The 22,547-nt window shown below is 30.2% G+C and carries 16 protein-coding genes and 1 pseudogene; 8 read left to right on the plus strand and 9 right to left on the minus strand.

All coding sequences use genetic code 11. The annotated features are described in order from the left end of the window. Positions 1–13 precede the first annotated feature (13 nt). The 3 genes from purN to rsmD form a co-directional block, all read right to left on the minus strand. The gene (purN, locus tag CF66_RS02865) at positions 14–673 is read right to left on the minus strand and encodes a phosphoribosylglycinamide formyltransferase (protein ID WP_034411556.1); all 660 of its coding nucleotides are present in this window, start codon (positions 671–673) and stop codon (positions 14–16) included. 6 nt (positions 674–679) lie between these two features. Next, complete coding sequence (gene purM / locus CF66_RS02870) at positions 680–1,726, minus strand: phosphoribosylformylglycinamidine cyclo-ligase (RefSeq protein ID WP_016504129.1); 1,047 nt, start codon at positions 1,724–1,726, stop codon at positions 680–682. Positions 1,727–1,853: 127 nt separating this feature from the next. Beyond that, positions 1,854–2,447 (minus strand): 16S rRNA (guanine(966)-N(2))-methyltransferase RsmD, encoded by a 594-nt coding sequence (gene rsmD, locus CF66_RS02875; protein ID WP_016504130.1) that lies wholly within the window; start codon positions 2,445–2,447, stop codon positions 1,854–1,856. Between the two features lie 241 nt (positions 2,448–2,688). Between rsmD and ftsY the strand changes: the two are divergent. Both ftsY and rpoH read left to right on the plus strand, forming a co-directional pair. Further along, positions 2,689–3,606, plus strand: a pseudogene (gene ftsY / locus CF66_RS02880) (signal recognition particle-docking protein FtsY); the annotation flags it as partial. 94 nt (positions 3,607–3,700) lie between these two features. Beyond that, positions 3,701–4,552 (plus strand): RNA polymerase sigma factor RpoH, encoded by an 852-nt coding sequence (gene rpoH, locus CF66_RS02885; RefSeq protein WP_016504132.1) that lies wholly within the window; start codon positions 3,701–3,703, stop codon positions 4,550–4,552. A 148-nt stretch (positions 4,553–4,700) separates the two neighbouring features. Here rpoH and ubiA read toward each other — a convergent pair whose 3' ends face one another. The 5 genes from ubiA to hemC form a co-directional block, all read right to left on the minus strand. After that, positions 4,701–5,552, minus strand: coding sequence for a 4-hydroxybenzoate octaprenyltransferase (gene ubiA, locus CF66_RS02890; protein ID WP_034411558.1), 852 nt, complete (start codon positions 5,550–5,552; stop codon positions 4,701–4,703). A gap of 321 nt (positions 5,553–5,873) precedes the next feature. Further along, the gene (locus CF66_RS02895) at positions 5,874–6,950 is read right to left on the minus strand and encodes a heme biosynthesis HemY N-terminal domain-containing protein (protein ID WP_016504134.1); all 1,077 of its coding nucleotides are present in this window, start codon (positions 6,948–6,950) and stop codon (positions 5,874–5,876) included. A 25-nt stretch (positions 6,951–6,975) separates the two neighbouring features. After that, entirely contained in the window at positions 6,976–8,013 is a 1,038-nt protein-coding gene (locus CF66_RS02900) for a uroporphyrinogen-III C-methyltransferase (RefSeq protein WP_052541667.1), read from the minus strand. After that, positions 8,006–8,773: a uroporphyrinogen-III synthase gene (locus CF66_RS02905; protein WP_016504136.1), complete on the minus strand. Its 768-nt coding sequence runs from the start codon at positions 8,771–8,773 to the stop codon at positions 8,006–8,008. The genes CF66_RS02900 and CF66_RS02905 overlap by 8 nt, the downstream gene beginning before the upstream one ends. Beyond that, positions 8,773–9,711: a hydroxymethylbilane synthase gene (gene hemC, locus CF66_RS02910; protein WP_034411560.1), complete on the minus strand. Its 939-nt coding sequence runs from the start codon at positions 9,709–9,711 to the stop codon at positions 8,773–8,775. Before hemC ends, CF66_RS02905 begins: the two co-directional genes overlap by 1 nt. Before the next feature lie 210 nt (positions 9,712–9,921). On the opposite strand from hemC, the gene CF66_RS02915 reads away from it, so the two are divergent. The 6 genes from CF66_RS02915 (at position 9,922) to glnA (ending at position 18,216) form a co-directional block, all read left to right on the plus strand. Continuing rightward, positions 9,922–12,411 (plus strand): class I adenylate cyclase, encoded by a 2,490-nt coding sequence (locus CF66_RS02915; protein WP_034411581.1) that lies wholly within the window; start codon positions 9,922–9,924, stop codon positions 12,409–12,411. A 549-nt stretch (positions 12,412–12,960) separates the two neighbouring features. After that, on the plus strand, positions 12,961–13,794 hold the full coding sequence (gene dapF, locus CF66_RS02920; RefSeq protein WP_016504139.1) for a diaminopimelate epimerase: 834 nt from the start codon (positions 12,961–12,963) through the stop codon (positions 13,792–13,794). Between the two features lie 338 nt (positions 13,795–14,132). Further along, positions 14,133–14,351, plus strand: coding sequence for a tyrosine-type recombinase/integrase (locus CF66_RS02925; protein ID WP_052541668.1), 219 nt, complete (start codon positions 14,133–14,135; stop codon positions 14,349–14,351). Positions 14,352–14,411: 60 nt separating this feature from the next. Further along, complete coding sequence (gene yigB, locus CF66_RS02930) at positions 14,412–15,128, plus strand: 5-amino-6-(5-phospho-D-ribitylamino)uracil phosphatase YigB (protein ID WP_016504140.1); 717 nt, start codon at positions 14,412–14,414, stop codon at positions 15,126–15,128. Between the two features lie 494 nt (positions 15,129–15,622). Next, the gene (gene kdsA, locus CF66_RS02935) at positions 15,623–16,474 is read left to right on the plus strand and encodes a 3-deoxy-8-phosphooctulonate synthase (RefSeq protein ID WP_016504141.1); all 852 of its coding nucleotides are present in this window, start codon (positions 15,623–15,625) and stop codon (positions 16,472–16,474) included. Between the two features lie 335 nt (positions 16,475–16,809). Continuing rightward, positions 16,810–18,216 carry a glutamate--ammonia ligase gene (glnA, locus tag CF66_RS02940; protein ID WP_016504142.1) on the plus strand — a complete coding sequence of 469 codons (1,407 nt, stop codon included), beginning with the start codon at positions 16,810–16,812 and terminating at the stop codon, positions 18,214–18,216. A 129-nt stretch (positions 18,217–18,345) separates the two neighbouring features. Here the strand turns inward: glnA and rpoC are convergent, their stop codons facing one another. Beyond that, positions 18,346–22,545, minus strand: coding sequence for a DNA-directed RNA polymerase subunit beta' (gene rpoC, locus CF66_RS02945; RefSeq protein ID WP_034411562.1), 4,200 nt, complete (start codon positions 22,543–22,545; stop codon positions 18,346–18,348). Between the last annotated feature and the right edge of the window lie 2 nt (positions 22,546–22,547).

Here is a 22,547-nt window from a genome sequence, read left to right on the forward strand (position 1 = left end):
TTATACTCTATAATCAGTACCTTACATTTTTGATCAATTTTAAATGACTATTATTTATGTACAACTGTTTTCCATCCATAAAAGCTTTTCCAAATTGCATCTTTAAACGTCCCTCAATAAACCAAGTTATCACGATAGGATAAATTTTGTTTTCTTGTGTTTTTACACGTTCAGAAAGAATTTGTATGGTATCATCTTTGAAAACTGGCACCTTTTCCTGAAAGATAATAGGACCACTATCAATTTTTTCTGTGACAAAGTGGATAGTTGTACCATGTTCTTTTTCTCCTGAATTTATTACCCTTTGAAAAGTATTTAAACCAGGATATTTTGGAAGTAAAGATGGATGAATATTAATTATTCTTCCAAAATAATGACGAACAAAAAAACCACTTAAAATTCGCATGTATCCTGCTAAAACAATTAGCGCTGGCTTAAACTTATCAACTTGATAAATTAATTCCTTATCAAATGATTTTTTACTATTTAAATATTCTGGATTAATAAAAATATCTGTTATATTAGCCTTTTTTGCACGCTCTAATGCATAACATGATGCTTTATCTGAAAGAACTGCAGCCACTTTAAATTTACTAGTTTTAAGATTAGAAACGTTAATAATCGCTTGCAAATTTGATCCATAACCTGAAACTAACACTACGATACTTTTCACTATATTTTAACTAAATCTTAATTTAGCCTTCTCTGATAAGGATTGAACAGGAATAATTTCACCAATAATCCAAGCATTTTCACCTTCTTTTTGAAAAAGTTTTATAGCTGAATTAGCTTGTTTTTCAGGTAGTATAACAATTAAACCAACACCACAATTAAAAGTACGATACATTTCATAAGTTTCAATATTCCCTTTTTCTTGTATCCATTGAAAAATAGGGGGCCATTTCCAACTACTAGAATTAATAACAGCTTCTACATCATCAGGAAGTATGCGAGGAATATTTTCTAAAAAACCACCGCCTGTAATATGAGCAATTCCATGAATATTATGCTTCTCAATAACTTTTAGTATTGATTTAACGTAAATTTTAGTTGGTCTTAATAAATGTTCAATAAGGGGATATCCAGAAAGTTTCTCATTTTTATTTACATTGAATAGTTCTAGTATTTTATTCACTAAAGAATACCCATTTGAATGTAAACCACTTGATGCTAATGCAATAATTAGATCACCAGAAGTTATGTTTGTGCTATCAATAATATTATCTTTTTCAGCTATACCAACACAAAATCCAGCTAGATCATAATCTTTATCTTTATAAATACTTGGTACCTCAGCAGTTTCTCCACCAACTAATGAACAACCTGATAAAAGACAACCCTTGACAATTCCTGAAACCACAGAAGATGCTGTATTAATACTAAGTTTACCAGTAGCATAGTAATCTAAAAAAAATAAAGGCTCAGCTCCTTGAACAATAAGATCATTCACGCACATAGCAACAAGATCAATACCAATAGTATCATGCTTATTCATATCTAAAGCTAAACGCAGCTTACTACCTACCCCATCAGTACTAGAAACTAAAACAGGCTGCTTATATTTATTAGGTAATTCACATAATGCAGAAAAACTACCAAAATTTCCTATAATCTCAGCACGACGAGTAAGCTTCACTAAGCCTTGAATTTGTTCTACGAAAGCTTTACCAGCATCAATATTAACACCAGAATCCTTATAGGTTAAAGAAGAATCAGTACAATTCATAGTGCCCTCAAAGTTTCGTAGTATTCAAGTGAAAAGTTCTTAATAATACTAAAAGTTTCATAAAAAGTTAAAAAATTATAGTTCATTTGAAATTATTAAATAGAACTGCTCTATAAAAAAAACTTATCTAATCAGTTTTTCTCTTAAATAAGCGACAAATGACTTGTCCAACTGCTTTTTCGCGATATAAATTCCAATATTTTGGAATAAAATTTAAAATTAATTCTTTTTCGCTTTCAACATAGATCATCGAATTATCTGTTAACCAACCATTTTCTTCAAGTAATTTAATAGTATTATTAATCATTTTTTTTCTAAATGGAGGATCTATAAATACAATGTGATAGGGTGTGCCTTTTTGATTAAGATAAGGAAAAACATCACTATTAATTACAGATAGATTTTTTCCGTTTAATGATATAATATTTTCCCTAATTTGTTTAAATGCAATTGAGTTTAATTCAACAAAAACTACTTTTTCTGCTTGTCGAGATGCAGCTTCAAATCCTAAACTCCCTGAACCTGAAAACAGGTCTAAACATTTAGCTTTATATATATATTTTGCCAACCAATTAAATAATGTTTCTTTTACTTTATCTGTAGTTGGACGCAATCCATCTATATTATGCACAATGAGTCTTCTTCCTTTCAAAGAACCAGAAATTATACGAATAAATCCAGGTTTTTTTTTAGATACATTTTTTTGATAACTTTTTAGCATAAATCTTCGACCATCAGCTAAGTAAGTGCTATCATCTAATGATTATTTCAATAATCATTAGATGATAGCACTTACAATAGCCAGAATTGACTAGTATTTCCTTCTCTGCGAAAATATAGAATTTTTTCTAGAAAAGATCCGATTGTTCATGATTTTATTAAAAGTATATAATCAGTTTCATTAAAAAGAAAAATATCATATATTTCCCTTGAACTCAGATTAGTTTTGGATAAAAAACATGACTAAAAACTTTCTTACACGCCTAAAACATAGCCTACGCTATACGAAAAACAATATTGGAAATGGATTTTTACGTTTATTTAATGGAAAAAAAATTGATGATAATTTATTTAATCAGATAGAAGAACAATTATTAGTTGCTGATGTTGGAATTGATAGTACAACAAAAATCATGGATAATCTGCTTAAAACAGCATCGTATAAAGAATTAAGTAATACTAAAGTACTCTATAGATTGCTGAAAGAAGAAATGAAAAGCATCTTAAATGCTGTGGAAAAACCACTAAAAATAGATACTAGAAAAATGCCATTTATTATCTTAGTTGTTGGTGTAAATGGAGTCGGAAAAACTACTACAATTGGTAAACTCACTAACCTTTTTCAAAAACAGAATAAAAAGGTTATCCTTGCTGCAGGTGATACATTTCGTCCTGCAGCAATTGAACAAATCAAAATTTTAGGTAAACAAAACAACGTTCCAGTTATATCTCAATATACTGGTTCAGATAGTGCTTCAGTTATCTATGATACAATAAAATCTGCTAAAGCACGTACAATTGATATAGTAATTGCAGACACTGCAGGTCGGTTACAAAATAAAAATAATTTAATGCAAGAATTAAGAAAGATTATTCGTGTAATTCAAAAAACTGATATTTCTGCACCGCATGAAATTATGCTTACATTAGATGCTGGAACTGGACAAAATGCTATTAGTCAAGCAAAATCATTCAATCAGATTCAACCAATTACTGGTATTACACTAACAAAATTAGATGGAACTGCAAAAGGGGGAATTATATTTGCGATAGCTGATAAGTTTAAAATTCCGGTTCGTTACATTGGTATTGGTGAAGCTATTGATGATCTTCGTCCATTTAATAGCGAAGAATTTATTGATGCTTTGTTTGGACTATAATTTGTCATTTAGAATAAAAAAATAAATTATAACTACTAATTTATTGATACTGATAACTGATACAACTACTAAATTTTTCTGTATAGGAATTGAAATGGAAAAAAAACGATACTCCATAACTACAGTTTCTCAAGATAGCCTAGATAATTATATTAGTTCTGCTAATTCTTACCCAATGCTTACAGCAGATGAAGAACATCGACTTGCGAAACAACTACATTATAAAGGCGAAATTAATGCGGCTAAAGGTCTTATCCTTTCTCATCTTCGTTTTGTGATTCACATTGCCCGCGGATATTCAGGATATGGTCTGCCGATGGCAGACCTCGTGCAAGAAGGAAATATTGGATTAATGAAAGCAGTAAAAAGATTCAATCCTGAAGTTGGAGTTCGTCTTGTTTCATTTGCAGTCCATTGGATCAAAGCTGAAATTCATGAATATGTACTAAGAAATTGGCGAATTGTTAAGGTTGCTACTACAAAAGCTCAACGAAAATTGTTTTTTAATCTACGCAGATCTAAAAAACGTTTAGGATGGTTTAATAATAGTGAAATTGAAACTGTTGCTAAAGAACTAGGAGTAGAACCTTCAGAAGTACGTGAAATGGAATCTCGACTGTCAGCACAAGATACAGCTTTCGAAATATTAGCAGAAAATGATGACTCAACTCATTTTTCACCCTCTGTATACCTGGAGGATAAATCTTCAGATACAGAAAAAAATATAGAATTAAATAACTGGAAAATATACACTCATAATCGATTGAACTTAGCTTTGTCTAGCTTGGATGAACGAAGCAAGCATATTGTACGATCTCGTTGGTTAGATGATACTAAATCAACTCTACAGGAACTCGCAGAAATATATAATGTATCGGCAGAACGAATTCGTCAGCTTGAAAAAAATGCAATGAAAAAATTAAAACTTATAATTGGTTATTTTTAGCTAAAAAAACTAACTAGTGCACTTTATTAACACAATTCACAGACATATCCACATAATGATAATGCAATGCAGGATATTTTGTTTGCTTGTTTAAAATAACTTTAATTTAATAAATTAATTATCTGAACTATTTTATGTGATAAAAGTCTTATAAATATGAGATTTTTAAAGCTATGGCAATTATCATACCTACATAGTTATTATTAAGAAAAGCTTTAAAACAATATTCACGTTCTCGATTCTTAATAAGAAATTGCTGAAATATAAAAAGAATACTCACAATGAATAAGCCAAAATAAAAAGAAATATTGAATTTATACCATATTCCTAAGATAATTAGCATGAATACAGTTAAAAATTGTAAGATTCCAATACAGATTTTATCAAAACGACCGAAAAGGATAGCAGTAGATTTTAGTCCAATCTTAAGATCATCATCCCTATCTATCATCGCATACTGAGTATCATAAGCAATTATCCAAAGAACATTAATTGTAAATAAATACCAAGCTTCTGCAGGAAGTTCATTAGATTGAGCCGCCCAAGCCATAAGAATGGAAAAACTGAAAGTTAATCCTAAAAACAGTTGAGGGAGATGAGTAATACGTTTTAAAAATGGATAAATAATAACGAATAAAATTGCTATAAAAGATAACTTAATAGTTAATAAATTAGTCATACTTACAAGAACAAAAGCTAAACTAGAAAGCACTAAAAAAAGGTAAAAAGCTTCTTTAGAAGATATTAAACCAACAGGAATGGGACGATTTTGAGTTCGCTTAACATGAATATCAATCTTTCTATCTACAAGATCATTGATTACGCAACCAGCTGTTCTCATTAGAAACGCTCCAGCAATAAAAACTGCTAAAATATTGAAATTAGGATTGCCTTCAGAAGATATAATTAATGCCCATAATGTAGGCCATATTAAAAGGAACGACCCTATAGGAGAACCTAGACGCATAATTTGATAGTAAGCATGAATTTTAGATAACATAACTTAAAACCTTTTAATTCAATACCAAAAAGGTAAGACTATCAAAAAAAATCATATATTAATATAGAATTTTAATTCATCTATAGATTGGAATGACATGCTAATTTTTTTCACTAGATATCTCTAAAAAAACCTACTTACAAAAAATTACGCGGAACCTTATTTAAGATTAAACTTAAATAAATAAGATTACTCAATTCAACATTGATTAAATAAAGTACACTTTTTCTTTTATTAATAAATTAGAAATTACAATTAAAATTAATACCTATAGCTATTATTTATACTTTATATAAAACAGAAAAAATAGTATGAAAAAAATTAACGTATATAAATTGGAAGACATTGCTTAAAATGTTGATGAGCTGCATGTAGATTTTGATCTCTCAAATAAAACTGCGCAATGGCACTATGTAAAGCAATATTATTAGCATCCCTTTTTAAACAGTTTTTCAAAAAAACTAGAACAGAACGATCATATGGTAAATTCATCTTGGGTAACAAAGTATAAATAGATGAATCTGGAAAATTTTTAATAGCTTCTTTTACTACTTGATAAGACTCAAAATCAGCTTTACAAATTATAAGCTGATTAGCAAAACAAAAAATTAAATCATAATTGGATCTATATTTTTTCGATAATTTACTCCAATAATTAATTAATCTATCCTTACCGTATTCCTTAGCAATATTAGATAATATACCAGATTGTGCATTTTGAGTAAGTAATTCCAGCTCATTTAAATCAATTAATTTAAATTTTATTAAAACTGGTAATAATTCTAGCAAAGGACTCCATAAATTGAGTTTTAGATAAATTATCTTAAGTAAATTCAAAATAATTTTATTATTTGGATATTTCCCTTTTAAACTCAACAAAGTATTTAAAGAATGGTTGAATTCTGATTCACGAATTTGTTGTTTAGCTTTAGTTATTTGGACAACAAGTTCTGAATTATTTTGTTGACTAGCTAATTGAAGATAATAATCACACTTTTCTTTATTACCAATTTCTTGTGCAGCTTTAGAAGCAATTAAATAATACAATAACTTCAAATTATGGTATCCTGAATGTGATTGAAGAAGTGCTTTTTCTGCCTTTGTCCAATTGCCTTCAAATAAATGCATTATACCTTCATTATAACATAAACTTTTTTTTCTAAATGTATTTAGCCACCCAAAAAAAATTAAACTTTGAAATAACAATTTTTTAATTGTATATTTTAAAAAGAATGCACCTAAAAAAGAAAAAATCAAAAATATAACTAAAGTAGTTATACTCATTTCAATGGTGATATTCTCTAAAGAAATTAGCACATAATTTTTCTGTTGAGAATATCTTGTACCTAAAAATAATCCAATTTCAATAATTATAAATAAAAAAAATAATAGAGTCATAATATATCCTCGTGATATTAGAAAACTAAACATTAAAATCTAAACGTTTTGTCCTAATATTCAATAGGATATTTGGGCTCTTAAGCTTAACTAGGTGACTAACTTGAATGTTCTGTTTTTTTAATTTATTTAACTCTTTATGAAAATTAATTACTGTATCATGATCCTTATCAAAAAAAGAAAATACCCACTGATCAACAATGTTTAGGGAAACTTTATATATTTCAACTTGTTTTCGATAAATAGCGTGTATAGCTGTTTCAAGCTTTATTTTAATATTTTCCTTTAAATATGCTTGCTTTTGTAATGGTAATAATGGTACAACATTGCTGTCATGAACACGAAATTTAATAAAAGTATTTACAAAAGTTTTGAATGATATTAATAAATTCTCTCTCCAGTTACTATGATTAGCCGATACTGATATTTGTTCATTACTTTTTTTATTCTCTAAAATAACTACTGGCAGTTCATCTACTTTCTGTTGTAAATTAATTAAACTCAGAATTATACTATTATAGTCAACTAAAATAATTTTTTTAAGACAATTGATATCGTTTAAGATTGTTGTTTTTAAAGCAAGCAAGTCAGGCTCTTTAAGAGATTCAAGACGTTGTTTAGCAAATTCCATTAACTTTATACTACTAATGACATCATACTCAAAGTAAAGTTTTTTTTCTGCAAGTCGAATGAGATAATCAATTTCAGATAATATCCAATCATTTGGATGTAGATTTTTAACATTACTTTTTACTAAATCAATTTCTATTTTTTTTATGAAATTTATTAATTTATTGATATCTTGTCGTATTTCATATAGTTCTGCCTGATTTCTTTCTTTTATTAATTCTAGTTTTTGATTTACCTGAAAAAACTTTTCTTTATAATTCATTCTTTGTCTATGAAATGAAAAAATAATAGAGATAAAAAAAAAGATAATCATTAAACTAAATATTATTATATTACTTTCAAAAACTTCTCTAAAATTTAAATTAATGAAACTTATTTTATTTGGATTTTTTATTTTTATAGAATCAATATTCTTACTATTTTTACTAGCCATAAAATAATTTCCTATTTTTTCTGCACAAAGCTTTTACTAATTTAGCATTAGATGCACTACCTGTACTGATAACATAATTGAACCCCATTTTTTTTGCATCAAAAACAATTCGTTTACTTGGTACAAATAAATCAAGCCCCTGAAACCAAATTCGATGATATGGCTCTATTATTTGAGATAATAAAAACTTTAGTTGAAAAGTACTTGTTACGACTAAACTGTCAACACCTTTATTTTTCCATTGAAGAATTTGAATATTAGAGTTTTCTAATGGAAGTAAAACTCGTTGATATATCTGTTGATATCTTACTATCGCTTGACGTTTTGAAAGTGTCTCAAAAATTAATTCCCTACCACCATTACCACGCAATATGGAAACTTTTTTATTTTTTACATGAGAAAGCTCTGACATTGATAAAAGATGCTCACTATCATTTTCCTTTGGATAATGTACTATTTGTTGAGTAGCTTTACTTAATATCTGTGCAGTTTTTTTACCAATAGCAAAATATTCGGCAGATTTAGGCCAAACCAAAGAAGAAGAGGCAATAGTTTTCTGCATGTAAGTTACAGCATGTTGACTAACAGCAATGATAATATCAAAGGTATGAAGTTTTTTTGCTAAACTTATTATCCTTAGCTGAAGTTCAGGTTGAATAAGTATTAACGGATTATAAATAGAAACAATATTCTTCATTGCCAATTTTTGACATAATATTTCTCCTTGCTTATCTGGGCGAGTGACTAGTACTACAGTCATTAAGTATAATATTCAGAATTTAAATTAGCTAAAATTTCACGAGCTCCATCATCTAATAATTTATTAGCTAGTTGAACCCCTAATTTTGTAGCATCTCTAACAAATCCTGTAATATTACCTCGTATAATTAGTGATCCGTCAGGTTGCCCAACTAAACCATATAATGAAATAGTATTAGCATTCAATGAAGCATAACCAGCAATCGGAACATGACAATTACCTTGCAAAACAGAATTCATTGCCCTTTCACAAGAAATTCGAATAGCTGTATCTTCGTGATTCAATGAAGAAATGATATTATATGTTCTTTGATCATCAAGACGATATTCAATACCAATGGCACCTTGACCTACGGCAGGTAATAATCTGTTTATTTTGATTAAACTGCGAATTCTCTTATTAAACTTCAATCTCTTTAACCCCGCTGAAGCAAGAATAATAGCGTCATATTCATTATTATCTAGTTTACTTAAACGTGTTCCTATATTTCCTCGAAGTTGCTTAATAATAATATCAGGACGATATTCTTTAATTTGGCACTGACGACGTAAGCTGGATGTACCAACAACTGAACCGATTGGTAAATTATCAATAGAACAATAATTATTGGAAATAAAAGCATCACGAGGATCTTCACTTTTACAAACAGCTGCCAAACCTAAATTTTCTGGAAAAACTGTAGAAATATCCTTCATAGAATGTACAGCGATATCTGCTCGTCCTTCTAATATAGCAACTTCTAATTCTTTCACAAATAATGACTTACCTCCAATCTTTGCTAAAGGAATATCCAAAATTATATCTCCTTTAGTAACTATAGGAATTAACTCAACTTCTAGCTCTTTATATTTAGCTTTCAATGCTGATTTTACATAATTAGCTTGCCATAATGCTAATGGACTTTCTCTAGTGGCAATTTTTATAGGTTCCATTTTCATAAGTAAGACTTTCTTCTATAAAATATAGTCATAAACGTCATATTTAATTTAATTAAACTAAGGAAAAAACACTTAAATAACAAGTTGATTTGCTTCTTCTTCTTTCTTTCTTTACCAAAAAAAAAAAAATGTTAGAATGATTTAGTTTATCGATTTTAAAGTGCAATTTAATAAAAATTCCATATTTTTTATTCAATCAAGGGATTTCTTTTGTCTTCTGATGCTTATACAAAAACTTTAATACAAAAATTAGATAGCCTAAATCAGAAACGTATTGAACAGGCGATCGCACTTATGGATTCAAAAAGCCGACGTGTATTTCACTTAATTCCTACATTACTTCACTTCAATCACCCAACAATTCCTGGTTATTATGATTCTGATGTACCATTTGGCATCTACGGATTTCAATTTAATGAAATTCAACAAAAGTTTATTTCAGATATTGAATTGATGATTGATAAAAAACTTAGAAATATTAAAGTTCCAGCGATTTTAGGACTATACACTATGGGTAGTACTTCATCTATTGGTCAAAATACCTCTAGTGATTTAGATATATGGGTTACTGTTTCATCTAAAATGAATTATGAACAACGAAATAATCTAACAAAAAAATGTCTACTGATTACGAACTGGGCAAAAACTCAAAAAGTTGAAGCTAATTTCTTTTTAATGGACGAAAAACACTTTAGAGGTAACAATGTTAAAGAAATGACTTGTGAAAACTGTGGTTCTGCTCAGCATGTTTTATTACTTGATGAATTTTATCGTTCAGCTGTTCGATTAGCTGGTAAAAGATTACTTTGGCAAATTGTTCCTCCAGAAATGGAAGAAGATTATGATACATATACAAAGAATTTATGTAAACTAGGTTATATTAATAGTGATGAATGGATTGATTTTGGAAAGCTAAATCATATTCCAGCAGAAGAATATTTTGGTTCAAATCTTTGGCAACTTTATAAAAGCATAGATTCACCATATAAATCAGTATTGAAAGCTATTTTATTAGAAGCATACTCATGGGAGTATCCAAATACAAAACTTTTAAGTATTAATGCTAAGTATCGTTTTTTTTCAAAGTCAGACAGTTCATTTAAGATGGATCCATATTATTTAATGTTAGAAAAAATCACTAATTATCTAAAAAATATCGGAGATCATGTTCGTTTGAATTTAGTTCGTTATTGCTTTTACTTGAAAACACATGAAAAACTTTCTCAAATTCTAAAAAATAATAATGAAACCTGGAGACGGAGAGTTTTAATTAAAATAATTCATAATTGGAACTGGGATGAAGAAATAATTCAAAAACTAGATAACCACCGTAATTGGAAGATAGAACAAGTAAAAAAAGTACATAATACCTTGCTTGATGCACTAATGTTAAGTTATCGTAAATTGATCAATTTTGCGCGTAGAAATAATATCACCTCTGCCATTAGCCCACGTGACATTACTATTTTAGCAAGAAAACTTTACTCTGCATTTGAAGTATTGCCTAGTAAAATCACATTACTTAATCCAAAAATTGCATTTAGTCTTAATGAATCTGACTTAACATTTATTGAAGTACAGGAAGGTGGGATAAATCAAGCCGGCTGGTATTTATATAACCAGCCATTAATTGCTCATCGAATAATAGGTCAAGCAAAACTTGAATATAACAAATACCTTAGTAAACTTGTAGCTTGGGCGTTTTTTAATGGAGTAATAATTAGAACAACACGATTGCATTCAGTTATACGAAATACTGATCTTGATCTTAATAAATTTACACAAATGGTAAGTAATTTATTCCATACGTTTTCTTCATATAAACAGTACCAACCAAATATGCATTCATTAGCTAATCCATGTGAAATTAAGCAAATGGCTATTTTTATTAATTTTGAATATGATCCAACAACTAAACTAAGTCATAAACCTTTAAAAATCAATTTTAAAAATACTAATGTTTTCAGCTTTGGTGAAAATAAGAAAAATTTAGTAGGTAGTATTGATCTTATCTATAGAAATTCTTGGAATGAAGTTCGTACTTTCAACTTTCAAAGTGAAACAGCAATACTAGATACGTTAAAAATTATTTTAAATAAAATAAACAAAGATGCTTTATCTCAAGAAGCTTTTAATGTTTTTTGTTACAGCAAAAGTTTAAGGGGTATAATACGAACAATGGTTTACCAACTTTTACTTGAATGCATTGACTTACGTTTAAAATCAATCGAACAAAAAAAACATTGTCGATTTAAGGCAATTTGCATTGCTAAGCAGATGTATGGTTTATTTTTTGAATATAGTGGAGTTTCAATTAAAAAACTAGAAAATTCTACTGATTTTTATCAAAATATTTCAAATAATAGATTTAAGGGATTACCAGTGCTTATCATCGAAGATCAAGATACACAACTTCCTTCAATAATTAAGAATTTCGCCAGCGAGGGGCTAGTACAATTTTTCTTTGAAGATACTGAAAATAGCTTTAATATTTATGTTCTTGATGAATTTAATAAAGTTGAAATTTATCGTCAACTTAGTGGAAAAAAAGACCAAATCATTGCTGATGTCAGTAGTTTTTACACTTTAACAGAAACTGGGCACTATTTTTCTTCCTCAGTAAATAATTTAAATTTTACACAGTACTATCAGATAGTCCATTCTAAGAAAGAAAAAACTCAAATTATACCATATCGATGAATAATTTAAAATTTCATCTTATCATACCAAAAAAACAGAAGATGTTTTTTTAGATCCCTATCCCTAGATTTTAAGGCTAACATACTTAATATATAATCAGTTGTTATTTGATAATAATTTGCTTTATTAAATAACTAAGACCATAATACTAAGAAGAAAATTGATGTAAATTATTAATTTGTTCATAAATATTCTTCATCTGTATATCAACTAATTAAATAAATTTAGTATCATTCATACTTTTCTATTGATTTTCTACAGCATGGTGCGATCATAATCAAAAAGAATTTAATATTCATGAGATTAAAAATGAAGTTTTTCTTTTCAAAACTAATCATACTTTCCATTTTAACTTGTATTGGCTGTGGTCAAACTGGTTCACTTTATATATTGGAAGAAGAAGAGGAAAATACTAAAAGAAAAGACTAAATTTTTTTAAACTAATAGTCTAATTTCTAGATAATGCATCTTGAATCATTTAATTACCAGAAAAAAGTTAAAAACGATTTTATTCTTGATTAAGAAAGACAGAATTCCGGAGTATTTTATATGCATTGCAATTTTTCTAAAATGCATGGTTTGGGCAATAGTTTTATGATTGTTGATTGCATCACTCAAAATATAGTTTTCTCTACTAATTTTATTCGTCGTTTATCTAATCATAATATTGGAGTTGGTTTCGACCAATTATTATTGGTTGAACCTCCATATGATCCAGAAACTGATTTTCACTATAGAATATTCAATGGAAACGGTAATGAAGTTGAACAATGTGGTAATGGTGCACGCTGTTTAGCATATTTTTTACGTATGAAAGGATTAACAAACAAAAATACCATTAAAGTTAGCACTAAAACTGGTAATAAGATAATTTTAAATATAGCAAGAGATAATCAAGTGACAGTTAATATGGGAATACCAAGTTTTGAACCTAAAACTATCCCTTTTCTTGCTAACAAAATAGAAAAAATGTACCTTTTGAATCTTGATAAACATACAATATTTTGTGGTGTTGTTAACATAGGCAATCCTCATGTAATAACTATTGTTGATGATGTGAACACTGTTAATATCAAAAAGATTGGTCCTCTTTTAGAATCACATAAATCTTTTCCAAAACAAGTTAATGCTGGTTTTATGCAAATACTCACTAGAAATGAAGTAAATTTGCGTGTTTATGAAAGATATTCAGGAGAAACACAAGCTTGCGGCAGTAATGCTTGTGCTACTGCTGCTATTGGTATTATGCAGGGATTACTAGATTCCTCTGTAACTGTACATTTACCTGGTGGAGATTTATATATCAAGTGGGAAGGACCCAAAAAACCATTGTATATGACCGGTCCATCTACTCATGTATTTGATGGAAAACTCTCATACTAAATTTTATTTGTATGACTTACATACTAAACTGATTTAATCTAACATAGATTATTCTTAAATAATATATTAAGATGGGGATGGACTATGCTTCTTATATCATATTATTTTGAACTTTACTTTCTTATACTATTAAATAATAAAACAATGCTCTATAATGAAATTGAACTATAGTTCTGGTATAAGATTTTCAGAACTAATCAGTATCAATATCTCTGATATTAATATTTTGAAATTCGTATAATTATAAGAGGGAATAAAGAACGTAAAGTTTTATTTTCTAGATTAGCAAAAAACTGGTTAATAGATAGCTTAAAGTTTGTGGTGAATTTAGTAATAATATGAATGAAAAAGCTTTATTTGCTTCCAAATTAGGAATAGGAATAAGAATGTCACAGCGTAACGTGCAAAAATGTATGGAAGAATGTGGGGTGGGGGAAAGAACCATAATAAATCATATTTCTCCATATAAATTACGTCATTCTTTTGCAATACACATGTTAGAATCCAGTAATAATTACGTGATGTACAAAAACCTATTCAAATTTAAACTCAATTAAACTTTCAAAATCTAGCTAAAATATATGACAACACTTATCCAATAGCGAAAGAAAAAGCAAATGCAATTTTATCGACATTTATCTGAAATTAAAGCAATGACCTTTGATTTAGATGATACACTTTATGACAATCAGCCAATTATGCACCAACTAGAAAAAAAGATGCTAATTTGGTTACATAAGAAACATCCAATTTCCTCCACTCAACCTATAACATGGTGGAAACAGATTAAATATAAATTATTAGAAAAAAAACCACTGCTAAAACATGATGTAACTCTTTGGCTTTTTTACCAAATAGAACAAGGTTTAATACAACTAGAATACTCATTTAGCAAAGCAAGAAAAGCAGCTAAAGAATCAATAGAAAAAATGTTAGAATTACGAAGTCAATTCAAGGTTTCTTATGAAACACATCAAATTCTAGCTTCTCTAGCAGAAAAGATCCCAATAGCAGCTATTACCAATGGAAATGTAAATGTAAATAAAATTGGTTTATCTCCTTATTTTCAATTAGTATTGAAAGCAGGCCGTGATGGTTTAGCTAAACCTTATCCAGATATGTTTATTCAAGCTAAACAATTTTTAAAATTACATTCTCATCAGATTTTACATATTGGTGATCATTTACTTACCGATGTACTTGGTGCTAAAAAAAATGGTTTCCAAGCATGCTGGTACAATAATCAAGGAAAAAACCTGATAAAAAAATCTAATGCGAAATTACTACCAGATATAGAAATTAATCAACTAAATTCAGTATTATTACTAATCTAGTCTTTTTTAGTAAAAAAAAACACTTAATAGACAGAAAAGCTAGAAAAATTTTTGAAAAGGATATTAATACTGTTAATAAAAAGTTTTAACGGTTTTTTATACAAGATTAGAATCTGTCAAGATTGCTCAATCTTTATTTGATATTAGTCCAGATATAAAAATGTTGTTATTACTTAAAGGTAGTAAAAATACTAGAAAGTATCCGAACTAATTAATGTGAAATATAATTGAGCCAATAAGTAAAGCAATAGAAAAGTATAACGATCCAATGATCGTACATCATAAATAATGTTAATCAAACATCTTGAATTTAATAAAGAATGTATAGAAGAAAATATAAACTGCATTGTGTTAGAAAGAATATCCATTTAATTGATAAATATATCGATTTCAGTATATTTTAAAGTAACGTGATAAAATAATCTTAATTTAAGAAGAATATTTGAACTTATTCCGATTTTCTATTACGATAATTAATTTAAAATAAGGGAATGATGAAACAAAAAGTAGTCAAGGTTGGCAATATTTCAATTGCTAATGATATGCCATTTACTTTATTCGCTGGAATCAATGTATTAGAGTCTCGTGATTTAGCTATGAGAGTATGTGAACATTGCTTAAAAGTGACAGAAAAAATTGGTATTCCTTTCATATTTAAAGCTTCTTTTGATAAAGCAAATCGTAGTTCCATATATTCTTTCCGTGGTCCTGGTTTAGAAAAAGGAATGCGAATTTTTCAGGAACTAAAAACAAATTTTGATGTAAAAATTATTACTGATATACATACAGAATCTCAAGCAAAACCAGTATCCGAGATTGTTGACGTGATTCAATTGCCTGCCTTTCTAGCTCGTCAGACTGATTTAGTAAAAGCAATGGCACAAACAGGATCAGTTATAAACATTAAAAAACCTCAGTATATAAGCCATAATCAAATAAAAAATATCGTTGATAAATTTAGTGAATTTGGAAATGATAATATAATTCTCTGTGAGCGTGGTTCTTGCATGGGTTATGATAATCTAATTGTAGATATGTTAGGTTTTGATATAATGAAGAAAGAATCCAAATATAAACCTGTTATTTTTGATGTAACTCATTCACTACAAATTCGTAATTGTTCTGATATTGTATCTGGAGGTCGTCGAAAACAAGTTATTGAACTAGCAAGAGCGGGTTTAGCTACAGGTATTGCAGGTCTATTTATAGAAACCCATCCTATTCCTGAACAAGCACTTTGTGATGGTCCTTCAGCACTTCCTTTAGAAAAATTAGAACCATTTTTATTACAAATGAAAGCCATAGATATTTTGATCAAAAGCTTTCCTACAATTACAATTAATTAATAGGAACTAGGTCCATCAATCATATCGATATCATTTAAAATTAATTGTCAAATGTGTATTCAATTTTATTAGCTGAAGCATTAATCTAGAAAGTTGCTATAATAGATTAATTTTTCTATCTTTACTCTAGAAGAGCAGTATATTTTTTAAAAATAACCTAACAAGAAATAATTATAATAATCAATTTCAGATTACTCTAAAATAAATTCTACTTTACATAGAAAGAAAGTTGTATATGTTGCAATTTATGCATTAATTGTTAGCTAATATATAATTTTCTAGATTTATATATACTTAATCTTTTTCTACCTTACATACTCTGGAGGTTATGCAAGATGTCAGTAAAAAATGTTCTACAACTGCTCAAAGAAAACAAAGTTAAGTTTGTTGACTTACGATTTACTGATACTAAGGGTAAAGAACAGCATATCTCTGTTCCTTCTCATCAAGTCAATCTGATTTTTTTTGAAGAAGGGAAAATGTTTGATGGTTCTTCAGTATCTGGTTGGAAAAGCATTAACGAATCAGATATGATTATGATGCCAGATGCATCTAGTGCTGTTCTAGATCCTTTTACAAAAGAATCAACCTTAAATGTGCGTTGTGATATTCTTGAACCTACAACAATGCAAGGTTATGACCTCGATCCTCGTTCAATTGCAAAACGCGCAGAAGCATATCTTTGTTCTACTGGCATTGCTGACAAAATTTTAATTGGTCCAGAACCAGAATTTTTCTTATTTGACGATGTAAAATTTTCTACAGATATTTCAGGTTCTTTTTTCAAAATTGATGATGTAGAGGCTGTATGGAATACAGGTTCTGAAGTTGAAGGAGGAAATAAAGGTCATCGTCCTCGTGTTAAAGGAGGATATTTTCCTGTTGCTCCTATAGATTCATCACAAGATATCAGATCTACAATGTCTCTTATTATGGAAGAAATGGGTTTAGTTGTTGAAGCTCATCACCATGAAGTAGCAACTGCTGGGCAAAACGAGATTGTAACTCGTTTTAATACACTAACAGCAAAAGCTGATGAAACACAAATTTATAAATATGTTGTACACAACGTCGCTCATGCATTCGGTAAAACGGCAACATTTATGCCAAAACCAATAGCTGGTGATAACGGTAGTGGTATGCATGTTCACCAATCTCTATCAAAAGATGGTATCAACCTTTTTTCTGGGGATAGATATGGAGGTCTTTCAAACTTAGCTCTTTATTATATTGGTGGTATTATGAAGCATGCTCGTGCTATAAATGCGTTTTCAAATCCATCTACTAATTCATATAAACGCCTTGTACCAGGTTTTGAAGCACCAGTTATGTTAGCATATTCAGCTCGTAACCGATCAGCATCTATTCGTATACCAATAGCTAATCCTAAATCACGTCGTATTGAACTACGTTTTGGAGATCCATCAGCGAATCCATATCTTTGTTACTCAGCAATGCTAATGGCTGGTTTAGATGGAATAAAGAACAAAATAGACCCAGGAGAGGCTATGGATAAAGATTTATATGACCTACCAAGTGAAACAATCGAAAAAATTCCAAAAGTTTCAGAATCTTTGCAACAAGCTTTGAAAGAGCTTAATTCTGATCGTGATTTTTTAATATCAGGCGGTGTTTTTTCAAATGATTTTATTAATCACTATATAGACCTTCATTCTCAAGATGTTAGCAAAGTAAATATGGCTGTACACCCAGTAGAATTTGATTTATATTATTCTGTGTAAAGCAGAGGCTATTATAAATAAAGCCTAACTAAAATAACTATGGATATAGCTTACTTTTAGTAGCAAAAACACTCTCACTTTAATGAGTATTCTCTTCTTTATGAGAGTGTTCTAATTATTTTCTATGAACTAATCTGAAGCAAAACCCGCGTTTAAAAGAGCAGCTAAATTATCTGTAGCTTGCTCAACAGATGGACTTTCTTTCTTATAATCACGTTTAGCTTGACGTTCCTGATGGTAAGAGAATCCTGTACCAGCTGGAATAAGACGACCTACGATCACATTTTCCTTTAGTCCACGAAGGTCATCACACTTACCAGAAACTGCTGCTTCTGTTAAAACACGAGTAGTTTCTTGAAAAGATGCTGCTGAAATAAATGATTCAGTTGCTAAAGAAGCTTTAGTTATACCTAATAATTCACGATGAAAAGAAACAAGTTTTTTACCTTGAGCTTCTAATTCCCGGTTAGCAATTTTAACTTGCGAATATTCCACTTGTTCACCTGGAAGAAATTCTGAATCACCAGCATTTATAATTGTACATTTACGCAACATTTGACGAACAATAGTCTCAATGTGTTTATCATTAATTTTAACGCCTTGAAGTCGATAAACTTCTTGTACTTCATTTGTTATATATTGTGTTACAGCATGAACACCACGCAAACGCAAAATATCATGTGATGTTTCTGGACCATCTGCAATGATATCTCCTTTTTCTACTTTTTCACCTTCAAACACATTTAGTTGACGATGCTTAGGAATCATTTCTTCATAAATTTCTCCACAATCACGAGTAATAATAAGACGACGTTTTCCTTTAGTTTCCTTACCAAATGAAACTGTACCTGTATATTCAGCTAAAATTGCAGGTTCTTTAGGTTTTCGAGCTTCAAACAAATCAGCTACACGAGGAAGACCACCAGTTATATCCTTGTTAACACCAGATTTTTGAGGAATACGAGATAAAGTATCACCTATGCTAACTTCAGTATTATCTTCTATATTTACAATTGCTTTACCTGGTAAAAAGTAATGAGCTGGCATTTCAGTACCAGGAATCATAATATCATCACCCTGTTTATCTACCAATTTAATAGCTGGACGCATATCTTTACCTATGGCTGGACGAGCAGCTGGGTCAGTAACTTCACTTGAAGACAAACCAGTTAAATCATCTGTTTGACGTGATACTGTAACACCATCAATCATATCAACAAATTTAACACGACCAGCAACTTCAGTAATAATAGGTATAGTATGTGCTTCCCAATTTGCTATTATTTCGCCAGCATTGACGGTATCATTATTAAATTTACTTAGAACAGAACCATAAGGAAGTCTATGCTTCTCTTTAGTGCGACCAAATTCATCAATAACTGTCATTTCAGATGCGCGAGAAATAATGATAAGCTTTTCATCTTTATTACGAACAAACTTAGCATTGTGCAGTTTGATCGTACCAGTTGTTTTTGCTTGAATATTATTTTCTACAGCAGCAGTAGAAGCTGCACCACCAATATGGAATGTGCGCATGGTAAGCTGTGTTCCTGGTTCACCAATAGATTGAGCAGCAATTACACCAACTGCTTCCCCTTGATTAACTAAATGACCACGTGCTAAATCTCGTCCATAACATAGAGCACAACAACCAAAATTTGTTTCGCAAGTAACTACTGATCGTACTTTCATGCTATCTACTGAATTTTCTTCCATTATCTGACACCACTTTTCATCAATCAAAGTATTACGTGGAATTAAAACTTCTTCAGTACCAGGCTTAAGAACATCTTTAGCAACAACACGACCTAAAGCTAATTCAAAAAGAGCAACTTTCACATCACCACCTTCAATATGTGGCATCATATCAATTCCTTCATGAGTACTACAATCATGCTCATGAATAACTACATCTTGAGCTACGTCTACTAAACGTCTAGTTAAATAACCTGAATTTGCTGTTTTTAGAGCTGTATCTGCAAGACCTTTACGAGCACCATGCGTTGAAATAAAATATTGCAATACACTTAAACCTTCTTTAAAATTCGCAGTGATTGGCGTTTCAATAATTGAACCATCTGGACGAGCCATTAAACCACGCATACCAGAAAGTTGACGAATCTGAGCTGCAGAACCACGAGCACCTGAATCAGACATCATGTAGATACTGTTAAAAGATTCTTGCTTCTCCTTTTTACCATCCCTATTAATGATAGTTTCATAAGATAAATTATCCATCATAGCTTTTGCTACCCGATCATTTGCAGATGCCCAAATATCAATTACTTTATTATAACGTTCACCAGCAGTCACAAGGCCTGATTGAAATTGTTCTTGGATCTCACGAACTTCTTCTTCTGCATCAGAAATCTCAAGATACTTAGCATCGGGTACAACCATATCATCGATACCAACAGATACACCTGAAAGTGCGGCATATGAAAAACCTGTATACATTATTTTATCAGCAAAAACAACAGTATCTTTTAAACCAAGTGTACGATAAGCTTCGTTAAGCAAGTTAGAGATTTGCTTTTTACCTAATTTTTGATTGACAATTCGAAACGGTAATCCTTTAGGTACAATCTGCCATAGCATAGCACGACCAATAGTAGTATCCTCTAGCTGAGTTCTATTACTACTTTTTCCATGTTTATCAATTATGGTTTCAGTGATTCTTACCTTGACTTTAGCATGTAATTCAGCATATTTAGTGCTATATGCTTTTTCAGCTTCTTCAGGTCCAGTTAAATACATTCCTTCACCTTTAGCATTGATCTTCTCTCGGGTCATATAATAGAGACCTAATACAACATCTTGAGAAGGTACAATAATAGGGTCACCTGATGCAGGGGATAGAATATTATTTGTTGACATCATTAAAGTACGAGCTTCAAGTTGTGCTTCTAAAGTTAAAGGAACATGAACAGCCATTTGATCGCCATCAAAATCAGCATTATAGGCTGCACAAACCAAAGGATGTAATTGAATTGCTTTCCCTTCAATTAACACTGGCTCAAAAGCTTGAATACCTAAACGATGTAAAGTAGGTGCTCGATTTAATAACACTGGATGTTCACGAATTACTTCATCTAAGATATCCCAAACTATTGATTCTTCACGTTCTACCATTTTTTTAGCTGCTTTGATTGTTGTAGCCATACCACGAATTTCTAGCTTACTGTAAATAAATGGTTTAAATAACTCTAACGCCATCTTCTTTGGAAGACCACACTGATGCAATCGAAGATACGATCCGACAGTAATTACTGAACGACCTGAGTAATCTACGCGTTTGCCTAGAAGATTTTGCCGAAAACGTCCCTGCTTGCCTTTTATCATATCAGCAAGAGACTTTAAAGGACGTTTATTTGAACCAGTAATTGCACGACCACGACGACCGTTATCTAGAAGTGCATCAACAGACTCTTGTAACATACGTTTTTCATTTCGAACAATGATATCTGGAGCAGAAAGCTCTAAAAGACGCTTTAAACGGTTATTGCGATTGATAACACGACGATATAAATCATTTAGATCAGAAGTAGCAAACCGACCTCCATCTAAAGGAACAAGTGGACGTAAATCTGGCGGTAATACTGGAAGAACAGTCAAAATCATCCATTCTGGATTATTCCCAGATTGCACAAATGCTTCAACTAATTTTAAACGCTTTGTAATTTTTTTACGCTTAGTTTCAGAGTTAGTTGTCTTTAATTCTTCTCGCATTGTATCTATTTCAGAATTCAAGTCCATACTACCCAATAAATCCCGAATAGCTTCTGCTCCCATTTTAGCAGAGAACTCATCTCCCCACTCTTCTAAACAATCTAAATATTCCTCTTCAGTAAGCATTTGTGATTTTTCAAGTTCAGTCATACCTGGTTCTGTTACAACATACATTTCAAAATAAAGAACACGTTCAATATCACGTAGTGGAATGTCCATTAGTAAAGCAATACGAGACGGTAATGATTTTAAAAACCAAATATGCGCGACTGGTGAAGCAAGTTCAATATGACCCATACGATCACGACGAACTTTAGTCTGTGTAACTTCTACACCACATTTTTCACAAATAACGCCACGGTGTTTCAAGCGCTTATATTTTCCACATAAACATTCATAATCTTTTACTGGACCAAAGATACGTGCACAAAATAAACCATCACGTTCAGGCTTAAATGTACGATAATTAATGGTTTCAGGTTTTTTAACTTCACCAAAAGACCATGAACGAATCATATCTGGAGAAGATAAACCAATCTTTATTGCATCAAACTCTTCAGTTTTATGTTGTGCTTTTAGAAAGTTTAATAAGTCTTTCACAT

Source organism: Candidatus Photodesmus anomalopis, assembly GCF_000731785.2.
GTDB lineage: Bacteria > Pseudomonadota > Gammaproteobacteria > Enterobacterales > Vibrionaceae > Vibrio > Vibrio anomalopis.

What these genes read in the sequence shown, in the direction of transcription:
- purM (WP_016504129.1), bottom strand. Translation starts at nt 1,726, where the DNA reads ATGAATTGTACTGATTCTTCTTTAACCTATAAGGATTCTGGTGTTAAT.
- rsmD (WP_016504130.1), bottom strand. Translation starts at nt 2,447, where the DNA reads ATGCTAAAAAGTTATCAAAAAAATGTATCTAAAAAAAAACCTGGATTT.
- rpoH (WP_016504132.1), top strand. Translation starts at nt 3,701, where the DNA reads ATGGAAAAAAAACGATACTCCATAACTACAGTTTCTCAAGATAGCCTA.
- ubiA (WP_034411558.1), bottom strand. Translation starts at nt 5,552, where the DNA reads ATGTTATCTAAAATTCATGCTTACTATCAAATTATGCGTCTAGGTTCT.
- CF66_RS02895 (WP_016504134.1), bottom strand. Translation starts at nt 6,950, where the DNA reads ATGACTCTATTATTTTTTTTATTTATAATTATTGAAATTGGATTATTT.
- CF66_RS02900 (WP_052541667.1), bottom strand. Translation starts at nt 8,013, where the DNA reads ATGGCTAGTAAAAATAGTAAGAATATTGATTCTATAAAAATAAAAAAT.
- CF66_RS02905 (WP_016504136.1), bottom strand. Translation starts at nt 8,773, where the DNA reads ATGACTGTAGTACTAGTCACTCGCCCAGATAAGCAAGGAGAAATATTA.
- hemC (WP_034411560.1), bottom strand. Translation starts at nt 9,711, where the DNA reads ATGAAAATGGAACCTATAAAAATTGCCACTAGAGAAAGTCCATTAGCA.
- dapF (WP_016504139.1), top strand. Translation starts at nt 12,961, where the DNA reads ATGCATTGCAATTTTTCTAAAATGCATGGTTTGGGCAATAGTTTTATG.
- CF66_RS02925 (WP_052541668.1), top strand. Translation starts at nt 14,133, where the DNA reads ATGAATGAAAAAGCTTTATTTGCTTCCAAATTAGGAATAGGAATAAGA.
- yigB (WP_016504140.1), top strand. Translation starts at nt 14,412, where the DNA reads ATGCAATTTTATCGACATTTATCTGAAATTAAAGCAATGACCTTTGAT.
- kdsA (WP_016504141.1), top strand. Translation starts at nt 15,623, where the DNA reads ATGAAACAAAAAGTAGTCAAGGTTGGCAATATTTCAATTGCTAATGAT.
- glnA (WP_016504142.1), top strand. Translation starts at nt 16,810, where the DNA reads ATGTCAGTAAAAAATGTTCTACAACTGCTCAAAGAAAACAAAGTTAAG.